Origin of the sequence: Campylobacter concisus, from assembly GCF_002165785.1 — a bacterium.
GTDB lineage: Bacteria > Campylobacterota > Campylobacteria > Campylobacterales > Campylobacteraceae > Campylobacter_A > Campylobacter_A concisus_W.
The window spans coordinates 67,458-87,841 of the sequence record NZ_NDYO01000007.1 but is presented as its reverse complement, the minus strand read 5'-3'; the positions used below and the strand labels follow the sequence as shown (position 1 = coordinate 87,841).

The window sequence follows — 20,384 nt, the reverse complement described above, 5'->3', positions numbered from 1 at the left end:
CTCGCCTCTACCTTAAATGCTATAAGTTTGTCCCGCATAAAGTATAAACACCCTAAGCAGTAAAACACCGATAACAGCCGCTAATGAACTGATATAAAAGCTAAATTTTAGGCTAGCTACTTTTTTGCCAAATGCAAAATTTAAAACAAAAGGCACAATAAAGCCAACTAGCACAACGCCAAGCCAAAAGAAATTTGCCCAAACGCCACTATAAAAAGCTACAGCTGCATTTTGCTGATAACTTGAACCAAGTAAAAGCGATACAAAAAGCATTAAAATGAGTAAAATTTCAGCTCCCAAAACGCTAAATTCTACGCTATGAAGCGAATGAAGGTCGCTTGAATGTGGATCTTCTTTAAATAAAGCTGCTGCGACCAAGCTACTGCCACTTATGCCAGCACTTAGTCCTGAAGCTATAAATAAAGCTGGAAGCACAGCTGTGTTTAAAAGTGGAAATCTAATCAAAACTGAGATCAAAAATCCAGTATAAGCGCAAATTATTACAGCAAAAATAAGACAAATACGACTTAAAAATGGATAAAGCGGTATTAAAATTTTCATTATTAGTGCAAAAAGAGTGCTAAAGGATTTTAAACTTTTGGCTAAGAAATTTGAAATCTCATCATTAAATGCATAAAGGCACATCAAAAAGCTAAGCGGTATAAATACACAAAGTCCAGCAACACCAATAGACATAACTGATGTGAAATTATAATTAATCAAAATTTTCCAAAATAAAAGCGGCTTTTCAAGATCAGCTATCAAGCAAACCATACCGAGCATGATGCTAACAAATGCTAAAAGCGAAGCAGCCTTAAAAAATGGGCTAAAGCTCTCTTGCTTTTTATAGTGTTTTAAAAGTATAGCAGCGATTAGCGCTCCACCACTCATACCAGCTAGCAAAAGATAAACAGCGATCGGCCAGCCCCACTCTACTCCATGCGAAAATGTTGCAGTAAAATTTAATGCACCATCCATCTTACACCCCCATTTTTACTTTAGGAATATATCTAAGGCTTGGTTTTGTACCAAGCTCTGCTCTTAGCCTTATGCTATCTTTTACAGCTAGTAGCTTACTGATGTGCGAATCTTCATCGTTAAGATCACCAAAGACGATCGCCTCATATCTACAAGCTTCTACGCAGGCTGGCTCTTTTTCGTCCTTTAAATTTGTATCTACACAAAAGTTACAGCTTTGAGCTGAGTGCGTAACCTTATCGATATATCTCACATCATATGGACAGGCTACGATGCAGTATTTACAGGCGATACAATCATCTATATTTGTAGTTTGTATGCCCGTTTTTTCGTCTTTATGACAAGCCTTGGTCGGACAAACAGCTACACAAGGCGCATCGACGCACTGCTGACAAGACACTCTTACAAATCTTTTATCGAGTAAATTTTTAGGATTAGTCTTATCTTCTATAAAAAGTCTCATCTGTCCTTTTGGGACTAAATTTACCTTTCTGCAAGCTATCTCGCAGTCTGTACAGCCAACACATTTATTTTGGTCAAATATCATACCAAAGTGTGGTTTTTTTACACTTTCTTCACTCTTAAAAGCAAAACCACTACTTGCCGCACCAGCACCAGCAGCCACAACTACCATGCTTTTTAAAAAGGCTCTTCTATTTTTTTGATTTTGCATTTTTAACTCCATTTTATATCTTAATGAGGCTTTTTAATGCCCTCATTTAGTTCTTTTTCGTGAATTTTCTTTGCAGCCTCGGCTAATTCACCTGGCTTTAAGACCTTAACAAGCTCTATCTCAAAAACAATAGTCTCGCCTCCAGGTATGCCCTCCATACCGCTATTGCCATACGCAAGTTCTGGCGGGATAACAAATTTAAACTTATCGCCCTCTTTCATGAGCATTAAGCCCTCTTCAAGACCTGGGATCAAATTTAGCATAGAAAGATGAGCTGGAGCCTCTTTTGTCTCATCAAAGACCTTACCATCGATAAAGCTAGCTTTGTAGTTTGCTATGATGATACTCTCTTGTTTTGGAGTCGCTCCCTTTTTGCTTGATTTTAAAATTTCATATTGCAATTTTGATTTTGTCGTTTTTACATTTTTATTTTTTGCATTTTTATCCATAAAAGCCTTGCCCTGCTTTAAATTCTCTTTAAGTATGGCGGCTTCTTTTTCTTTTACTATCTTGTCTAAATTTTCAGCTCTTTTGTTTAGTAGCTTTGCTATCTCATCATCGCTTAGTTTTAGCTCTCCTTTTAGTGCATCACTAAAACCTTTGATAACGGCCTCAGCATCGTAGCTAATGCCTATTTGTTTTTGTTCAAGTAACCCTTTTAAAACATATCCACCACTTGTTGCTCCCATAGCATAAGACTCATTTGAATCTACATTTGCAAGCAAACCAGAAGCACTTAAGCTAAGAAGTAGCGTAAATTTTAAAACCTTATTTTTCATATCAAACCCTTAAGATTAAAGGGGCTAAAACTAGCCCCTAAATGCTATAAATTTTTATTCAAAATTCTTTGAGCTTCTTTTATATACTCTTTTGATGCATCGAGTTTTTGTTTAGTAAATTTAAATCCGTGCATACCCCATGAACCATCTTTTTCAACCATATCGATGATCTCTTGAGCATTTTGGATAAGCTCATAAACTCTTACTTTATCACTTGCATCAAGTTTTTTAGTCTCAAGTAGTGAGTAAAGTCCTTCAATACCAATCTTAACTTCAGAGAATTCATTCTTAACTGGAGTTTGCCATCCCATGACTTCATCATAAACTTGTTTTTGGTTTTTGAAGTGAAGTGTTGGTTTTAGCTCAGATAGTACTGGGCTGTGGCAGCCTTTGGTATCTTTCATATCTTTATCGGCCCAAGATGTTCTAGCGCACGCCCACATCAAGTCAACGTAGTTATGGCCATTTTTATCTCTTTCAAAGTGCCAATCTTTAGCATCTCTTGGACCTTTAGCGGCATCACCTGGTACTAGAGATTTCTCTTTTGGATCAACCATGATCTTCCAGATGTGAGATCTTCTTTGAGTATCAAAGCCAGCGTTGTCTTGGAACTGAACAGCGTAGAAATTCTCACAACTCATCATAAATGGCATGTGGCAAGATGCACAAGTGTTATCTTTGTGAGTATCTGCTTTAGATGCGATATATGCTTGAGTCTCGTGGCAATCTTTACACTCTTTTCTAATTTTTGGTTTAGTATAGAATGAGCTTAGATAGCCTTGCTCTGAGTTATAGTTCATACCTGTTACACTCTTATCACCTACAACTGGACCTGTATTGTCGTGTGGATCGTGGCAAGTAACACATCTCATACCTTTGTCATAGTGAGCTGTAAAGTATGATTGTGAACCTTCAGAACCACATCCTGGTCCCATTGATTTAAATTTAGAGCTAAGTGAGAGATCAAGCTTACCGTTATTAAGCGGATTAGCACGAGCTAGATCTGGGCTAAAGTTAAATCTTTGGTGGCAGCGTTCGCAGTTTGATGTTCTAAAATTTGTAGCCCCATCAAGGTGACCGCCAGCTCCGTGACACTCCTCACAGCTTACGCCTTTTGAGATAGTGTGTTTTTGAAGCTCTTTAGCATTACCAAGTGCTGCGTAAAATTCTGCTTTTGATTTAAAGTCGAATTTAACTGGGTGACAAACTTCACAATATGATGAGTTTGCTTGGAAAAACATTGATTTTTTATGTTTTGCGGCGTATGAAGCTAGACCTCTAACATATCCGCCATTATCGCCGTACTCTTCAAGAGTGCCAGGAAATTCTGGGACAAGCTCTTTTATCTTTTTAACAGTAGCGTCGTCTAAATTTAACGCCCATGTTCTTTGCCATTGGTTACCACCAGCTACGATCTGACCTGTACCATCTCTTAGCAAACCGCCCTCAACGTAGTAAGTACCACGAAGTAGCCATGCATCGACGTAGCCCATTTTGGTTCTTAAGTGACCAACAGTTGCATAGATAACATCTGGAGTGATACCTTTTGGAAGGATAGAAGCTGTATCTTTGTCAAATACTGGCTCAGTTAGGTTGTTATTAACCTCTGGGTGCTCACCAGGGAAACGCATAGTAGTTGCGTGGCGAGATCTGCTCCACACTTCATACTGGGCTGGGTGACACTCACCGCACTTTTCTGGTCCTACAAATTTGTTAGGAAACTGAAGTGATGAAGTGGCTGGAATTCTATACATCATAGAGCTATAGCCCTTACCGCCATCTCTTTTACTAAGCTTTGACATATCAAAGCCATGTCCCTCGGCAAGCCACTCTAAACCACGGTCGTGAACGACCATTTTACCGACGGTTTTGCCACCATACTTTGTAAAAATAGGGTGGTTTTTAAATAACCAGTTATACATCTCTTGCTCTTCTACAACGTAGTCTTGCAAGGAGATAACACCTCTACTTTGCAGTGTGCCTTTAGGATTTGCGATAACATCACGTGCTTTATCGGACATCTGCATATTATGCTCTTCGCAACAGGCTTGTGAAGCGAAGATGCTAACACCCATGAGCAAACCAGCTAAGGCTTTTTGTAGATTTCTCATGTGCCCTCCTTTAAATTTTTATCCTAAAATCAAAATGATTTCATACTGATAATACTAACACCAAAAAAGGGTAGAAAAGGGGGAATTTTAATAAATTATAAATTTTCGAAACTAATTGTAAATGTAATACTATTTTCATCTACATTTCTAGCAAAGATTAGCGCGTTATTTTTGTTAGCGATTAGCCGGCTCATATATAGGCCAAGCCCACTGCCAGACTCTTTTGTGCTAAAGTGTGGCTCAAAGATAACCTTTAAAAACGAAGTCTTTATCGCTCCTGCATTATTTTGAACGCATAAATTTTTACGATTATCTTTTATAAAAGTATAAATTTTTATTACTCTTGGCTTTACATAGCTTTGTTTAAATGCATCTTTTGCGTTATTTATAATATTTATTAAAATTTGGATTATTTCATTAAAATTTGCAAAAATCGTAAAATTTTCTCTTATATCGATCTCTATTTCTATTTGATATTTCTTAAGTGAGGCGTTTAGAATTTTTATAGTCTGATTTACCACTTCCTCTACGCTAAACTCCCTTTTTAAAGTATTTGGCTTAAAAAAGTTTTTAAAATCATCAACCGTTTCAGACATGAAATTTATCTGCTTGCTAGTCTCTTCTATAAACTCATAAATTTTTGCTTCATCAAGCTTTTTTCGCTCCTGATAGAGTTCTAAATTTATTAAAGCTGAGCTGATTTGAGCTAAAGGCTGCTTCCACTGATGTGAGATATTGCCTATCATCTCGCCCATTGAAGCTAGGCGACTTTGATGTATCATTAGCTGCTCGGTCTGCCTTTTGCTCTCTTCGCCACGCCTATGCATCTTATAAACAAGTAGCAAAAATATCCCAAATACAAAGGCTATCGCGCTCATTATGATGACAACCTCTTTTAAATGGTAAGAAAAAATGGCACGTAGTGGGATTTTAAAAGATAGCATTGCCATCATCTCGCTTGCTTCAGAAATTTTTCCATTTGAAATTTCATAACGATCCAACATCTGTTTTGGAGCACTTTCGCTATTGTGACAGGCTAAGCAAGATGTATTTTGACTTCTTATAGGAAGTCCTACAAAAAATTGTGAGCCATTTTCATCTTTTATAATCTTTGAAAACTCACTAAATTTATTCTCTTTAAAGCCTCTTAACACCTGCGCTTCAAATTCATTTGGCTCATGAGCTTTATTTAAAGGTGCCATCGCGACTAGTTTGTAGTCAAAGTCAAGATTGTATTTTTTCTTTTGGATATTATAAATTTCACGGCTTATATACGAAGATGAGAGCAATCTCTCATCAAAAAAATCCTCTTTTATAATGCCATCATGCTTTAGCTGCTCTATCAACGGACGCTGAACGCCTGCAATGTACTCTCTTACAGAATTTATACTCTCAAGCACATAATATGCCTCTTTTTTGGCATCTTTCATTGCAAGATTATTATAAAAATTTAAAACAAGTGCGGATATTAAGAGATAAACAAAGATAAAAACACTAACGATTAGCTGAAATTTATATTTCACAAAGGTAACCTACACCATATAAATTTTTAATCACATCTTTGCCAAGCTTCCTTCTAAGCTCTTTTACGATCGTCTTTATCGCCTCTTTGCTTGGCTGCTCATACTCCCAAATATAATCAAAAATTTGTTCATAAGTTATAGTTTGATTTTTGTTGTTTAAAAAATACTCTAAAAGCCTACTTTCACTCTTGCTTAGATGAGAAATTTCACCATTTATATAAAGTACTTTTTTACCAAAATCGTATTCTAATTCATCATTTAGCCTAAGAGTCGGCTTGCGTCCAACAAGCTCTAAAGCAACGTCTTCTAGGGCTTTTATAAATGATTTTTTATCATATGGCTTTGCAAGATATCTTGTGATCTTTAGCTCAACCGCTCTCCACAAATACTCTTGCTCGACGTGGCTTGATAAGATCACGATAGGAATTTTTTGATTTATAGTTCTTACTTTTTTAGCGATCTCTAGGCCATCGATGTTTGGCACGCTTATATCAAGCACCAAAACATCATAAGCATCGCTCATCGCTAGCTCAAGTGCATCATAGCCATCTGTTACGCCATTTACTTCGGCAAAAAATAGTTCCAAAGAAGCACAAATATTTTTTAAAATCGCCTCTTCATCTTCAAGGCAAAGGACCTTTTTGTTTGATAAAACGTCTAAAATATCATATTCTTGCATAGCTTCATCTCGCTTTTTGAGCAGATATTATCACTTGGTAGCTTAAAAAATAAGATTATCTAAAAAATAATTCATACCAATATAAAAGACAGATTACTTTTAAAAATTAAACTATAAATTTTTGTTGAAGTGACTTGAAGTCTTGATTAAAATTTTCTATAAGTACTATTTTGGATTTTCTAAAAATTTTAGCTATCGATCAATTTAAAGAAGAAAGATAGCTATATTTATAGTATAAATTTTAGTTGCCTCTACTTCCAGGTTTGATCGCTTTGCTTCCATTTTTACAAAGTGGGCAATGCTCAGGCTCATAAATTTCAAACTCAAAATTTCCTAAAGCAAAAAATGGCTTATCACTTGGCAGTTTAGCATTTGGCTTAGCTTCATTGTCTAAATTTGTAACCTTACAAAAGCCACGGTTCGCAAGTGCTGCAAAGCCAACTACCTCACCACCAAGGCTCTCTATCACGTGCGCTGCTTCAAGTGCTGAACCACCAGTCGTGATAATATCTTCACAAACGATAAATTTCTCACCTTTTTTTACCTCAAAACCACGTCTAAGACTCATCACCCTATCAACGCGCTCTGTAAATATAAAACGCTTCTTTGCTGCGCGAGCTAGCTCATAGCCAGCTAAAATTCCTCCAAGTGCAGGTGAGCAAACGCTATCAAATTTAATGCCAAATTTCTCTATCACACGGGCAAGCTCATCAGCTAGCTTTCCAGCCAAAGCTGGATCTTCAAGCACCTTTGCACTTTGGAGATAAAACTGCGAGTGATTGCCACTGCTTAGTAAAAAATGTCCCTCTAAATATGCTCCAGCCTCTTTATAAATTTTCTCTAAATCCATCGTTTTTTCCTTTTAAAATTTACTCAAAATCTTAACACAAGCCCACTTAAGCCACTCTTTTTAAAATTTAATAAGCCACACATTTGTATAATCTTCACACTCTTACAAAAAGGACGCTTATGCTTATTTTTAACCCTGTTATTTTTAGCATTTTGGTAATGACAATACTTTGTCTATTACGTTTTAACATCTTGCTTTCTATCCTTATCTCTGCTCTTGTTGCGGGAGTAATGTATAAGCATGGATTTAGTGGATTTGAAAGTGGTATTGCAGGTGGGATCGATAGCCTCTTTACAGCCCTAAAAGAGACTACACAAAGCCTCATAAGCGGTATGCAAGGCAATCTTGAAACATCGCTTAGTTATATTTTGCTTGGTGCTTTAGCAGCCGCCATCGCAAATACAAATTTAACTGCTATCTTGATAAATGCTTTGAGTAAATTCCTTAGCTCAAATAAAGTGATTTTTATACTAACTATTGCATTTATAGCGTGCTTATCTCAAAATTTAATCCCAGTTCACATAGCTTTTATACCTATTTTGATCCCGCCACTTCTTGCTATTATGAATAAAATGGGGGTAGATAGACGTGCAGTGGCTTGTGCTTTGACATTTGGTCTTCAAGCACCTTATGTAAGCCTTAGCGTTGGCTTTGGTCTGCTTTTTCACAATATCTTAAAAAAAGAGCTAGCAAATAACGGCATAACCACATCTATTTCTGATATCTCTTCTGTTATGTGGATAGGTGGTGCTTCTATGCTTATCGGACTTATCCTTGCCATACTTTTTTATGGTAAAAAAAGAGCTTATAAAACTTCAAAATTTGAAAAAGAAGAGCTTGATGAGATCGAGCGCGCAAAAAGCCTTGAGATGACTAAAAAGGAGTGGGCAGTTTTAGCTGGTGCAGTTGTTGCTTTTGGTGTGCAAATTTATACTGAGCTGCTACCTCTTGGTGCATTACTTGGACTTTTAGTTATGGTCGTTTTTGGCGGTATCGAATACAAAAAAGTAGATAAGATCATGGACAATGGCCTTGCTATGATGGGATTTATCGCATTTATCATGCTAGTTGCTGCGGGATATGGTACTATCTTAAGAGAGAGTGGCGGCATAGACGAGCTTGTAAAATATGCTAGCTTGGTATCTGGCGGCAAGATAGGCGGAGCATTTTTGATGCTTCTTATCGGTCTTTTAGTCACGATGGGCATAGGCACTAGCTTTGGCACGATACCTATCTTAGCCTCTATCTACGTGCCGCTTTGCCTTAGTCTTGGCTTTGGCGTACCAGCCATCATCTTGTTAGTTGGTATAGCTGCGGCTCTAGGAGATGCTGGAAGTCCTGCAAGTGATAGCACACTTGGGCCAACAAGTGGTCTAAATGCTGATGGTGAGCACAACCACATATATGATACTTGTGTGCCTACATTTGTATTTTTTAATATCCCACTTATCATCGGTGGCATCGTAGGTGCAATGATACTTGGATAAAATTTGGCGTTAATTACGCCAAATTTCTTTTTATTTCTTCTACTTTTTATCAATATAAATTTTTTGGAACATCTTTTGCTTTTGAAAAATATAAAAATTTAAAATGCAAAAAGGATAAGTCAATGATGAGATCACTTTGGTCTGGTGTTTCAGGCCTGCAAGCCCACCAGATAGCCATGGACGTAGAGGGCAATAATATCGCAAACGTCAATACTTATGGTTATAAATACAACCGTGCAAACTTTGCTGATATACTAAGCCAAACTCCAAGAGTCGCTACTGCTCCACAAGGTCAGCTAGGCGGTCAAAACGCTATGCAAATAGGTCTAGGAACGACTATAAACTCAACTACGAGAATTTTCTCACAAGGCACACTAACATCTACTGATAAGCAAACAGACCTTGCACTTCAAGGAAATGGTTTCTTCGTCGTATCTCCAGATGGTGGAACTACAAGATACTATACAAGAAATGGTGACTTTGTCCGTGATAAAGCGGGAAATTTTGTAAATAATAGCGGCTATATAGTTCAAGGCTGGACAAGAGATGAAGAGACTGGCACTATCGACTCAACAGGTCCGATAAAAAATATCGTAATCAAAGAGGGTCTTACAACTCCGGCAAGAGCTACAACAGAAGTAAAGATAAAAGGCAACCTTGACTCAGGTAACACCATCGACCAAAGAAGTACTCCTATTTATTCACTAGACTCAGTTGCTGGCGGACGTGACTATAACAATGACGGAATTTTAAATGCAAATGAAGTCCACAACGAAAATGATACAAATAACGATGAGTTTTATACGAACTCAAGAAAAGAACAAAGCCTAACAGAGCGTGGTGTAGATCTTGGTGTTACATTTGATGAGCTTGGAAATGGTCTTGCGTTAAGAGACGGACAAGGTATCTGGGTAAGCTACGCAAATGCTAAAACACAAAAATTTACTGTAGGAAGTGGAGCCGCTCAAAATATCGGCCAGATAAATCCACCAGCAACACTTGATATCACAATAAATGGTACTACTATAAAATCTCAAGCAAATTCAATGACAAGTATTAGTGACGTTGCAGCTGCGATCAATGCTCAGTACAACAAAACTGGTGTTAGAGCTGAAATTTCAGAAGGTAATAAACTAACACTTATAAATAGAAATAACTCAGGCACTACTGAAGAGACAAAAAATATCCATCTAAAAGTAAATGGTGGAAATACAGTTACTGGCTTAGCTGATAAAGATATCATAACAGCTTATCAATATGTCTATACGAGCTCTCAAACAACAGCTGTTCATCCAAATAACGATAAAATCGCAAGACAAATAACAACAACAGAAGATCTTCGCGCTGCTATGCAAGAAGATGCTAGAAACCACGTTGACTACAACGGTGACGGTCAAATAAGAGCAAACTCGGATGCACTAGATGCTGCAAAACTAGCAACTGCAGCTCATAAGATAGCTGCTGGTACTGGCGGAGCAGCTATAACAAACACTGCATACCAAACAGCCTATAACACTGCTTATAATGCTGAAATCGCTGCAGGTCATACGCCGGACCAAGCTCACGCAGCTGGTGTTGCAGCACTTCAAGCACTTGCTGGTGACGATACAAACGATGGTGTAAAGGTTACTGTAAATAAATTAGGCCAGTTTCAACTAGAAAACCCAACAAACGAAATAGCTGATCAAGCCCTTTATATGACAACAACTGCTCTTACAAAGCCAGCTCAAGGCACAAACAATGCGGCAGTAAACGAAAACGTACGTTTTACAAATATTATGAAAGCACTTGATGGTGCACTAAGCCCTGGTCAAGCACTAAGAGCAAGTGGAAAGATGATGATGTCAAGCCACGGCTCAACGGCAGAAATTTTTGACTCACTTGGCTCAAAACACACAGTTAGTATAAAATGGGCAAAAACTGGTACTACAACAGATGGTGGTACAGAGTGGAGCATGATCATCCAAGTACCAGAGCCAGCTAAGATAAACTACACAGGCCAAGGTCCAGATAACGTTATAACTGGCTCAGCTAGATTTAACTCAAATGGCTCACTTGCAAGTTTTCACCCAGCAACGATAACATTTTCAGCCAACAACGGATCACAAAGTGGTCAAAACATTAGTTTAAATTTTGGTCTTGGAACTGATTTTAACGGCTTAACAAGCTTTGATAAAGACTCATCAACTGAGTCAATCTCACAAGATGGCTACACAGGTGGCACTCTAAATGGCATAAAAATAGATGAGACTGGAACAATAATAGGCTCATTTTCAAATGGCCAAAGCTTTGGCCTAGCTAAAGTAGCACTTGCTACCTTTACAAACAACGAAGGTCTTCAAAGCGAGGGTGGAAATGTCTTTTCACAAACCGCAAACTCAGGCGAGGCAGTTATCGGTGCAGCTGGCACAGGCGATAAGGGAACGATCGCAGCTTCAAAACTTGAAGCTAGTAACGTCGATCTAAGCCGTGCGCTAACAGATCTTATCGTCATACAAAGAGGCTTTCAAGCAAACTCAAAAACGATCACAACGAGCGATGAGATGCTAAATACACTTCTTCAATTAAAACAATAATAACTAAGACTTTTACAAAAGGGAGCGTTTGCCTCCCTTTGAAATTTATGCTCTAAATTTACAAATAAAATCAGCCTTATTTTTGTAAAATGTTAAAAAATTTTACAAAAGAGAAAAAATGCAAGTAACACTTCTAAATCACACTCCACTAAATATCTGTTCTCACGCTATCCGCACATGCTGGCAAAGCTTTGATAAAGGCGACAACGGTGGCGAAAAAGATATTGAGCTAATAGATAGAGTAGGCAATAAATTTAAGCATGCCTCGACCTTAGAGCACCTATATTATAACTTCTACATCCAAGGTATCTCTCGTGCGCTACTTCAAGAGCTCGCTCGTCATCGCTTGGCAAGTTTAAGCGTCAAATCGACTCGCTACACGCTAAAAGAGCTAAAAAAAGAGGAAAAATTTGAAGTAGGGCAATTTGAGCGTGCGGCTAAATTTATCGTACTAACAAATGACGAGCTAGTGGATAACGCAAGCATAAGAGCGCTTGAAAATTTACGTGAAATTTTAGCCTCAACTACAAAAAGCCTTGACATCGTCAAATACTGCCTGCCAGAGTGCTACAAAACCGAGCTTACATGGAGCATAAATGCTAGAAGCTTGCAAAATTTTATCTCACTTCGCAGCTCAAAATCAGCCCTTTGGGAGATAAGAAATTTAGCAAATGCTATTTTTGCTGCCTTGCCTGATGAGCATAAATTTATATTTGAGAGATGTTTGCCAGAAGATGAATCAAACTAACATTTGAGTTAGTGCCGTTTGTGGTTTAGAAGTGATGAAATAGGCAAATTTACTTTTGTAAAACGTAAAGAAGTTCGTCTACGTGGATGTTTCTAGCTTTTAAATTTCTGCTACCACGGTAAGCGTTGTATTTTTTACGAAGCAGATGAACCTTGCCCATTTTGTTTAAATTTTTATCAAATTCATCTTGGTTGATAAAACCTTCTGAGTTAAATGAAATCAGAACAAATTTCGCCTTTAAATTTGCTATCAACTCGAAAAATGCCTCACCTGCTGACGATTTTTTATTAAAGACTGATCTGTTCCAGTCCTTTGCAATGCCTGAAACTTTTGAAATTTTACTTGGTTCCTCGTAGCTTGCGATGAGATTTAGCATGAAGTAGTTTGAGCCGTATGGGTGCTGATTATAAGGTGGGTCAAGATAGATTAAATCAAGCCCATCAAGCTCTTTTGCGAGCAAATTTGCGTCCTTTTGATAGACCTCAAAGGGCACACTAAAATTTGAAAAAATAGGCTTAGTCAAATTTATATCAGAGGTGATCCTTGAGATGGCATTTTGCCCCTGTCCTCCAAACTGACCGATACCTTCCTTATTTTTATGAAAGCCTTTAAAAATTCCGCTTGTATTTGCATGCACGCTTGCATTATAAAGAAGCGGAGCTATGAAGAAATTTTTCATTTTAGCTGGCACTAACTTGTCTATGAGTCTTCTTGCTGTATCAATAAAAATAGCATTTTTTCTAGTATAAAAAACTCTCTCACCCTCGGTAATATTTTTATCATCTTGTGGGGCATAAAGTCTTGTTATAAAGCCCTCAGAAAGGTTATTTTTTATCTCTTTTTCAAGCTTTTTTTGCCAGAAATTTATCTCATTTTTTAGTTCATTTGTGGCGTTTTGCAGGTAGCATGAGTTTGTGATGAAGCTATAAAGCTCCAAGTCGTTTGCAACTAAAAATTCGCTATTTTGCTTTAAAAACCTAGCCACCACGCCGCTTCCACTAAAGAGGTCACAGCAGCTAAGCTTATCTTTTTTAAGCTCGTCTTTTGCGTATTTTACGCCTAGATCTATAAAGCCTAAAAGAGAGCGTTTATTACCAAGATAGGTTAAAATTTGCTCTTTTAAATAGGCTTGATTTTCTTGTTTTGCTGGCTTCAAATCAGTGCTTTTTTAGTCCCATAGCATCAACGTCAAGCTTGATCTCATCGTTATTTATGATGACTAAGCCAAGATCAAGAATTTTCTTTGCTATGGCGTGTGCTTCATCAAGTGAGTGCATCTTGTAAGTACCGCATTGAAATTTATTTAGCTCTGGAATTTTATCTTGATCTTTAACCTCTAAGATATCTTTCATAGAGGTTAGCCATGCCTTTTTTACGGCTTCTTCGCTAGGTGTGCCGATCAAACTCATATAAAAGCCAGTTCTACAGCCCATCGGCGAGATGTCGATGATTTCTACGCCGTTGCCATTTAGGTGATTTCTCATAAAGCCAGCAAACAAATGCTCTAATGTATGGGTACCTTTTTCTGGCAAAATTTCTTCATTTGGCTTGCAAAATCTCAAGTCAAAAACACTTATATCATCGCCTTTTGGCGTTTTCATACTTTTTGCTAGTCTTACTCCTGGGGCTTGCATTTTTACATGATCTACACAAAAACTATCAAGTAATGGCATATCTTCTCCTTTAAATTTTGGTAATTCTAGCGTAAAAAATGTTTAAAATTTAAAGGCTCATGCAAAATTTCACATAAGCCTTGTAATATCTGAATGTTTGTGGGTATTAAAATAATAAAAATTTTACTTACTATTATAAATTTCTCATATATTCTGTACTATAAATACCTTGAATACGTCTTTCCATATCACCATACCAACTTTTTGGAAGAGTGGTAAAAGAATTAAATTTCTCTAATAAATTTAAATTTTCATTTGGTGCGAAAAAGAGCCTATTTACCTCCAAAATACTCATGCCAACTTCATCCTTTTTGATGATCTCTATGGTGTCACCTGCCTTACACGATCCTGGAGTGATTACGCGGTAATACCAGCCTGTTAAGCCGGTTTCAAAGATGTGAGTAGCCATATTTTCATTGCCCCATCTTTTTGAGAGCTTAAAGCAAGGCTTTCTTGGCTGCGATACTTGAAGGACTAGTGAGCCGATCTTATGGATATCGCCCACGCAGACACTACTCTCATCAAGGCCGTCAATGCATAAATTCTCACCCATAGCTCCATAAGCCATATTTTTAAATCCTAAAAATTTCTCCCATTTAGCGTAGTTTTCAAACGAATTTGCAAATACAGCTTTCTCAGGGCCTCCATGATGCTTCGTATCAGCGACACTATCACCCTCAAAGCCAAGCTCATTTGCAAAAATTTCGTCATTTTGAGCTACTTTAAAAATAGCTGAGCTCCAAGGTGTATTTAGCTTATCAGTCGCACTTTGCGAGCCGTAGTTTTTTACCTCGCCGATTAATAATGCTTTTACAATTGCCATTTTTCCCCTATCAAAATTTAGCTTACTCTTAAATTATTTGCGTGAGTTAGTGCGATTGCGATCGCATCGGTAATATCAAGCGGTTTTATCTCTTTGTTTATACCTAAAATTTTCTTCACCATAAATGCTACTTGCTCTTTGTCAGCTTTGGCCTTGCCAGTGACAGTTTTTTTTACCTGAAGCGGCGTATACTCGGCAAAATCGCCATGAAGCTGTAAAATTTTAAGGCTAAGTGCTCCGCGAAACTGAGCGAGCTTTAAAACCGTTTTTGGATTATAAGCAAAAAATATATCTTCGATCGCGACCTCGTCGAATTTATTATTTTTAAAGATGAGATCGAGCCCCTCGCAAAGCTCGGTAATCTGATACTGAAGTGTGTTTGGTTTTATTTTTATGAGTCCTGCTTCAAGAAGTGTAGTTTTAAATTTATTTTTTTCAAGTATTGCATAACCACAATTCTTCGTACCTGGATCAATTCCTAAAATTTTCATCACTATCTTTTCAATACTTTTTCACGACTTTTTCACGATGTGAAAAAGTTTGTCAGAGTTTAACAAAGGTTTTATTAAATTTAAGATAGTATCACTATAAAAATTCTCAAAATTTAAGGCATAAAAATTTGATAGCAGACGAAATTTTAGAAAATCTTTCAACACAAATTTCACCTGAAGAATACCAAAGTTATATCAAGCAATTAAAATTTAACGAAAAGGCTTCAGACGATCATATTATAGTATTCACTGCACCAAATGAGTTAATGGCTAAATTTATAAATACAAGATATGCTGATAAGATCGCTCATCTATATGAAGTTAGAACAGGCATAAAACTAAATATAGAAATTTCATCTACTAAAAGTAGCAAGGTATCAAAACAAAATCAAATAAATGTTAAGCAAATAAAAATACAAAGTAGCATTTTAAATCCAAGCTACACATTTGAAAATTTTGTCTGTGGAGCGTCAAATCAATATGCATTTTTAAGCGCAAAAGCAGCCGCTGAAAAACCTGGCGTACTTTATAATCCACTTTTTATCTACGGCACGACGGGACTTGGCAAGACTCACTTACTCCAGTCAGTCGGAAATCATTGTTTAAATAAAGGAAAAACCGTTATTTGCGTAACTAGCGAACAATTTATGATAGATTTTACCAGTCACATAAATAACCACTCAATGCCAAAATTTCGTGAAAAATATAGAAACTGCGATGTTTTACTAATAGACGATGTACAGTTTCTTGGTAAAACTGATAAAATCCAAGAGGAATTTTTCAACACATATAATGAACTTTTAGCAAAAAATGGTCAAATAGTTATGACTTCAGATCGACCTCCAAAGACACTAAAAGGCTTTGAAGATAGGATGATTTCAAGATTTGATAAGGCTTTTATGGCTGATATTACGCCACCTGAACTTGATACAAAAATAGCCATCATCATCAAAAAATGCGAATTTGATAAAATCGATCTAAATAAGGAGGTCATAAACTACATAGCTACAAACATGGGAGATAATATCCGTGAGATCGAGGGAGCTATCATAAATTTAAACGTATTTAAAACTCTTATGAAAGAAGAGATCACACTTGATCTTGCAAAAAGTATATTAAAAGATTTGATCAAAGAAAAACGTGAAAATATAAATTTCGATACTATCGTTGAAATAGTTAGTAAAGAACTAAATATCAAACAAAGTGATATAAAAAGCAAATCAAGAGTTACAAATATAGTAGAAGCAAGACGAATCATCATATATCTTGCAAAGATGCTTACAACAAACTCAATGCCACAAATTGCAAACTATTTTGGTATGAAAGATCACAGTGCCGTTAGTCATAATATTAAAAAGATAAATGAACTAATACAAACTAATGAAATTTTTAGTCTAAAAGTTACTGAATTAAAAAACAAAATTTTGACAAAAGGATAAAATACAATATGAAATTTGTGAATAAATGTGAAAAAGAAAATATAAATTTTCACATTTCAAATAGCTGTATTTCGATGTTTGAAAGCACTTTTCACTTTTTAACATCACCTACTAAAACAAAAAAATTAAATTTAAAAATAGAAGGAAGTTTTTAATGAAAGTTTTAATAAACAAAAATATGCTTGAAAGCATAGTAACAAATACAAATCCATATCTTGAAAAAAGAGATCTTAGTGCTATAACTTCTCACATTTATATTTCAGCAAAAGATGGGGTTTTAAATATAAAAGCAACTGATCATGAAATAGGTCTAGCATATAAGCTAAGTAATGTAAAAATCGTTGATCAAGGTTATGCAACTGCAAATGGTAAAAAACTACTTGACATTATAAAAAGTCTAAAAGACGAAGAAGTGATGTTAGAAACTGTAAATAACTATCTTTATATAAAACAAAAAAACTCAAAATACAAACTTCCAATGTATAAATTTGAAGATTTTCCAGAATTTCCAACGATAGAAGGTAAATCAAAATTTGATGTTGATGCTGTTATGTTAGGAAGAAGTTTAAAGAAAATTTTACCAAGTATTGATAGTAATAACCCAAAATTTGAACTAAATGGTGCTTTCCTTGATATTAAACAAGACTTTATAAATATCGTTGGAACCGACACAAGAAGACTTAGTGTATTTAAATTTCAAACACCAACTGAAAAAGAATTTTCACTCATAATCCCTAAAAAAGCTATCAATGAAATACAAAAACTATTTTTTGACAAGATAGAAATTTACTATGATGAAAATATTTTAATCGCTCAAAGCCAAAATTTTGAATTTTTCACAAAACTTATAAATGGTAAATTTCCAGACTATGAGCGTGTCATACCAAAAGAGGTAAGAAAAAGGCTTCAACTAAATAGAGACAAGATGATAGAAGGCATAAAAACTATCTCAATGCTAAGTGATACAATGAAAATAACTTTTTCAAAAGACAATATAACATTTGAAAGTGTTATAGAAGATAATTCTGAAGCAAAAACTACGATAGATTATCAAACTGGTTTAGAGCTTGGAGATGAATTTTTCATAGGTATAAAAAATAGATATCTACTTGACTTTTTAAGTAGCATCGAGAATGAAAATTTTGAGCTTGGATTTAATGAAAGCTCATTGGCATTTGTTGTAAGTTCAAAGGAGCTAACAACAGTGATAATGCCGATAAATTTATAAGATAAGGTCTAGGTTATGGAAAATAATTACGGCGCAGAAAATATCAAAGTACTAAAAGGTCTTGAGGCGGTCAGGAAACGCCCAGGCATGTATATAGGCGATACTAACATAAGCGGCCTTCACCACATGATCTACGAAGTAGTTGATAACTCTATTGATGAGGCAATGGCCGGCTACTGTGATACGATAGATGTTGAGCTTACACGTGAGGGCTCAGCGATCATTAGCGATAATGGCCGTGGTATCCCAGTAGATATGCACCCAACTGAGAAAATTTCAGCTGCGACAGTTGTTTTGACAGTGCTTCACGCTGGTGGTAAATTTGACAAAGATACTTATAAGGTCTCTGGCGGTCTTCACGGTGTTGGTGTATCTGTCGTAAATGCCCTTTCTAAAAAGCTAGTCGTAAATATCAAGCGTGATGGCAAGCTTCATAGACAAGAATTTGCAAAAGGTATCCCTCAAAGTGATCTTGAAGTGATAAAAACTACAAACCGCACAGGTACGCAAGTTGAGTTCTGGCCAGATGATAGTATATTTGAAGTGACAGAATTTGATGATGAAATTTTAGTAAAAAGATTTCGCGAGTTAGCATATCTAAACCCAAAGATAACTATAAATTTTAAAGATCAAAGAAATGGCAGAAGCGAGAGCTTTCATTTCGAGGGCGGGTTAGAGAGCTTTGTAACTGATATGAACAAAGCAAATGCTGTTAGTAAAGCAGTATCATTTAGCGGCGGCGAAGATGATGTTATGGTTGATTTTGCCCTGCTTTACAACGACACTTATAGTGAAAATTTACTAAGCTTTGTAAATAACATCAAAACTCCAGATGGTGGTACGCACGAGGCTGGCTTTAGAGCGGGCCTTACAAGAGTCATCACAAACTATGTTCAAGCAAACGCTGCTGCACGTGAAAAAGATACAAAGATAACTGGCGAAGATATCCGCGAGGGACTTATTGCAGTTGTTAGCGTAAAAGTGCCAGAGCCGCAGTTTGAGGGACAAACAAAGGGCAAACTAGGCTCAAGCTATGTAAAACCTATCGTTCAAAAGATGGTTTTTGACGTGCTTACAAAGTATTTTGAAGAAAATCCTATTGAAGCAAGAGCGATAATGGACAAAGCTCTAATGGCAGCTCGTGGTAGAGAAGCTGCTAAAAAAGCTAGGGATCTAACTCGCAAAAAAGAGAGCATGAGCGTAGGCACGCTCCCTGGCAAACTAGCTGATTGTCAAAGCAAAGACCCAGTAATTAGCGAGCTATATCTAGTGGAGGGCGACTCTGCGGGCGGTTCTGCAAAGCAGGGACGTGATAGAGTTTTTCAAGCGATATTGCCGCTTAAGGGTAAAATTCTAAACGTTGAAAAGGCAAGACTGGATAAAATTTTAAAGTCTGATGAGATAAAAAATATGATAACAGCGCTAGGCTGCGGCATTGGAGATGAATTTGACGCTGAGAAGCTTAGATATCATAAGATCATCATCATGACCGACGCAGACGTCGATGGTAGCCACATCCAGACACTGCTTTTAACTTTCTTCTTTAGATTTTTAAATAAAGTCGTAGAAAACGGCCACATCTACCTAGCTCAGCCACCACTTTACCGATATAAAAAAGGTAAGAAAGAAATTTATCTAAAAGATGAAAAGGCATTAAACGAATTTCTTATCGAAACTGGTATCGAAGGCGTTGATATAGAGGGCATTGGCAGTGCGGATTTGATTGACTTTTTAAAGATCGTTGCGGCTTATAGAAGTGTCTTAAAAGAGCTTGAAAAACGCTTTAACGTCCTTTCAGCGATCCGCTATATGATAGAAAATCCAGACATCGTCTCAAAAAGCTACAATGAAATTTTTGAAATTTTAAAGAATTTCTTAAAAGCTGAGGGTCATAACATCCTAAACCACTACGTTAGCGAAGATGAGATTAGAATTTATGTGCAAACTGAAAGCGGCCTAGAAGAGCTTGTAGTAAATGAAAATTTATTCACAAACCCACTTTATGAAGAGGCGCTTTATATCAGCCAAAAGATAAAAGAGCGCGGCCTAGACTTGCATAGTGATGTTATAGAAGTGCTTGATGAAGTAGAAAAAAATGCGAAAAAAGGTGCATATATCCAGCGCTATAAAGGTCTTGGTGAGATGAACCCTGAGCAGCTTTGGGAGACTACGATGAACCCTGAGAACAGAAGACTTTTAAAGATCGATATAAACGACGCTATAAGCGCTTCTGACACGTTTAATCTCTTTATGGGCGATGAGGTTGAGCCAAGAAGAAACTACATCCAAGACCACGCAAAAGATGTAAAACACTTAGATATTTAAA

At 36.6% G+C, this 20,384-nt stretch carries 17 protein-coding genes; 6 read left to right on the top strand and 11 right to left on the bottom strand.

What is annotated here, in order from left to right; genetic code table 11:
- Positions 1-12: 12 nt before the first annotated feature.
- The 7 genes from nrfD to pyrE form a co-directional block, all read right to left on the bottom strand.
- Positions 13-978 carry an NrfD/PsrC family molybdoenzyme membrane anchor subunit gene (gene nrfD, locus B9N62_RS06705; RefSeq protein ID WP_087584878.1) on the bottom strand — a complete coding sequence of 322 codons (966 nt, stop codon included), beginning with the start codon at positions 976-978 and terminating at the stop codon, positions 13-15.
- A 1-nt stretch (position 979) separates the two neighbouring features.
- Positions 980-1,651, bottom strand: coding sequence for a 4Fe-4S dicluster domain-containing protein (locus B9N62_RS06700; RefSeq protein WP_072595319.1), 672 nt, complete (start codon positions 1,649-1,651; stop codon positions 980-982).
- Positions 1,652-1,671: 20 nt separating this feature from the next.
- Positions 1,672-2,430: an FKBP-type peptidyl-prolyl cis-trans isomerase gene (locus tag B9N62_RS06695; protein WP_021090397.1), complete on the bottom strand. Its 759-nt coding sequence runs from the start codon at positions 2,428-2,430 to the stop codon at positions 1,672-1,674.
- 44 nt (positions 2,431-2,474) lie between these two features.
- On the bottom strand, positions 2,475-4,541 hold the full coding sequence (locus B9N62_RS06690; protein ID WP_021090404.1) for a multiheme c-type cytochrome: 2,067 nt from the start codon (positions 4,539-4,541) through the stop codon (positions 2,475-2,477).
- 95 nt (positions 4,542-4,636) lie between these two features.
- On the bottom strand, positions 4,637-6,064 hold the full coding sequence (locus B9N62_RS06685) for an ATP-binding protein (RefSeq protein WP_087584877.1): 1,428 nt from the start codon (positions 6,062-6,064) through the stop codon (positions 4,637-4,639).
- Entirely contained in the window at positions 6,054-6,743 is a 690-nt protein-coding gene (locus B9N62_RS06680) for a response regulator transcription factor (protein WP_072595294.1), read from the bottom strand. The genes B9N62_RS06685 and B9N62_RS06680 overlap by 11 nt, the downstream gene beginning before the upstream one ends.
- A 241-nt stretch (positions 6,744-6,984) precedes the next feature.
- Positions 6,985-7,593: an orotate phosphoribosyltransferase gene (gene pyrE / locus B9N62_RS06675; protein WP_087584876.1), complete on the bottom strand. Its 609-nt coding sequence runs from the start codon at positions 7,591-7,593 to the stop codon at positions 6,985-6,987.
- 119 nt (positions 7,594-7,712) lie between these two features.
- On the opposite strand from pyrE, the gene B9N62_RS06670 reads away from it, so the two are divergent.
- From B9N62_RS06670 to thyX, 3 genes are all read left to right on the top strand, one after another.
- Positions 7,713-9,080, top strand: coding sequence for a Na+/H+ antiporter NhaC family protein (locus tag B9N62_RS06670; protein WP_087584875.1), 1,368 nt, complete (start codon positions 7,713-7,715; stop codon positions 9,078-9,080).
- Between the two features lie 122 nt (positions 9,081-9,202).
- On the top strand, positions 9,203-11,656 hold the full coding sequence (flgE, locus tag B9N62_RS06665; protein ID WP_087584874.1) for a flagellar hook protein FlgE: 2,454 nt from the start codon (positions 9,203-9,205) through the stop codon (positions 11,654-11,656).
- A 118-nt stretch (positions 11,657-11,774) separates the two neighbouring features.
- Complete coding sequence (gene thyX / locus B9N62_RS06660) at positions 11,775-12,404, top strand: FAD-dependent thymidylate synthase (protein ID WP_087584873.1); 630 nt, start codon at positions 11,775-11,777, stop codon at positions 12,402-12,404.
- Positions 12,405-12,453: 49 nt separating this feature from the next.
- Here the strand turns inward: thyX and B9N62_RS06655 are convergent, their stop codons facing one another.
- The 4 genes from B9N62_RS06655 to ruvC all read right to left on the bottom strand — a co-directional run bounded on the left by B9N62_RS06655 (position 12,454) and on the right by ruvC (position 15,397).
- Complete coding sequence (locus B9N62_RS06655; RefSeq protein WP_087584872.1) at positions 12,454-13,560, bottom strand: DNA adenine methylase; 1,107 nt, start codon at positions 13,558-13,560, stop codon at positions 12,454-12,456.
- Between the two features lies 1 nt (position 13,561).
- The gene (gene luxS, locus B9N62_RS06650; RefSeq protein WP_087584871.1) at positions 13,562-14,077 is read right to left on the bottom strand and encodes an S-ribosylhomocysteine lyase; all 516 of its coding nucleotides are present in this window, start codon (positions 14,075-14,077) and stop codon (positions 13,562-13,564) included.
- A 133-nt stretch (positions 14,078-14,210) separates the two neighbouring features.
- Positions 14,211-14,900: an MOSC domain-containing protein gene (locus B9N62_RS06645; protein ID WP_087584870.1), complete on the bottom strand. Its 690-nt coding sequence runs from the start codon at positions 14,898-14,900 to the stop codon at positions 14,211-14,213.
- Positions 14,901-14,917: 17 nt separating this feature from the next.
- Positions 14,918-15,397 carry a crossover junction endodeoxyribonuclease RuvC gene (gene ruvC, locus B9N62_RS06640; protein WP_180382169.1) on the bottom strand — a complete coding sequence of 160 codons (480 nt, stop codon included), beginning with the start codon at positions 15,395-15,397 and terminating at the stop codon, positions 14,918-14,920.
- Positions 15,398-15,519: 122 nt separating this feature from the next.
- On the opposite strand from ruvC, the gene dnaA reads away from it, so the two are divergent.
- The 3 genes from dnaA to gyrB all read left to right on the top strand — a co-directional run bounded on the left by dnaA (position 15,520) and on the right by gyrB (position 20,383).
- On the top strand, positions 15,520-16,830 hold the full coding sequence (gene dnaA / locus B9N62_RS06635; protein WP_087584868.1) for a chromosomal replication initiator protein DnaA: 1,311 nt from the start codon (positions 15,520-15,522) through the stop codon (positions 16,828-16,830).
- Positions 16,831-16,984: 154 nt separating this feature from the next.
- The gene (gene dnaN / locus B9N62_RS06630; protein ID WP_087584867.1) at positions 16,985-18,058 is read left to right on the top strand and encodes a DNA polymerase III subunit beta; all 1,074 of its coding nucleotides are present in this window, start codon (positions 16,985-16,987) and stop codon (positions 18,056-18,058) included.
- Positions 18,059-18,073: 15 nt separating this feature from the next.
- Entirely contained in the window at positions 18,074-20,383 is a 2,310-nt protein-coding gene (gene gyrB, locus B9N62_RS06625) for a DNA topoisomerase (ATP-hydrolyzing) subunit B (RefSeq protein ID WP_087584866.1), read from the top strand.
- Position 20,384: the final 1 nt, after the last annotated feature.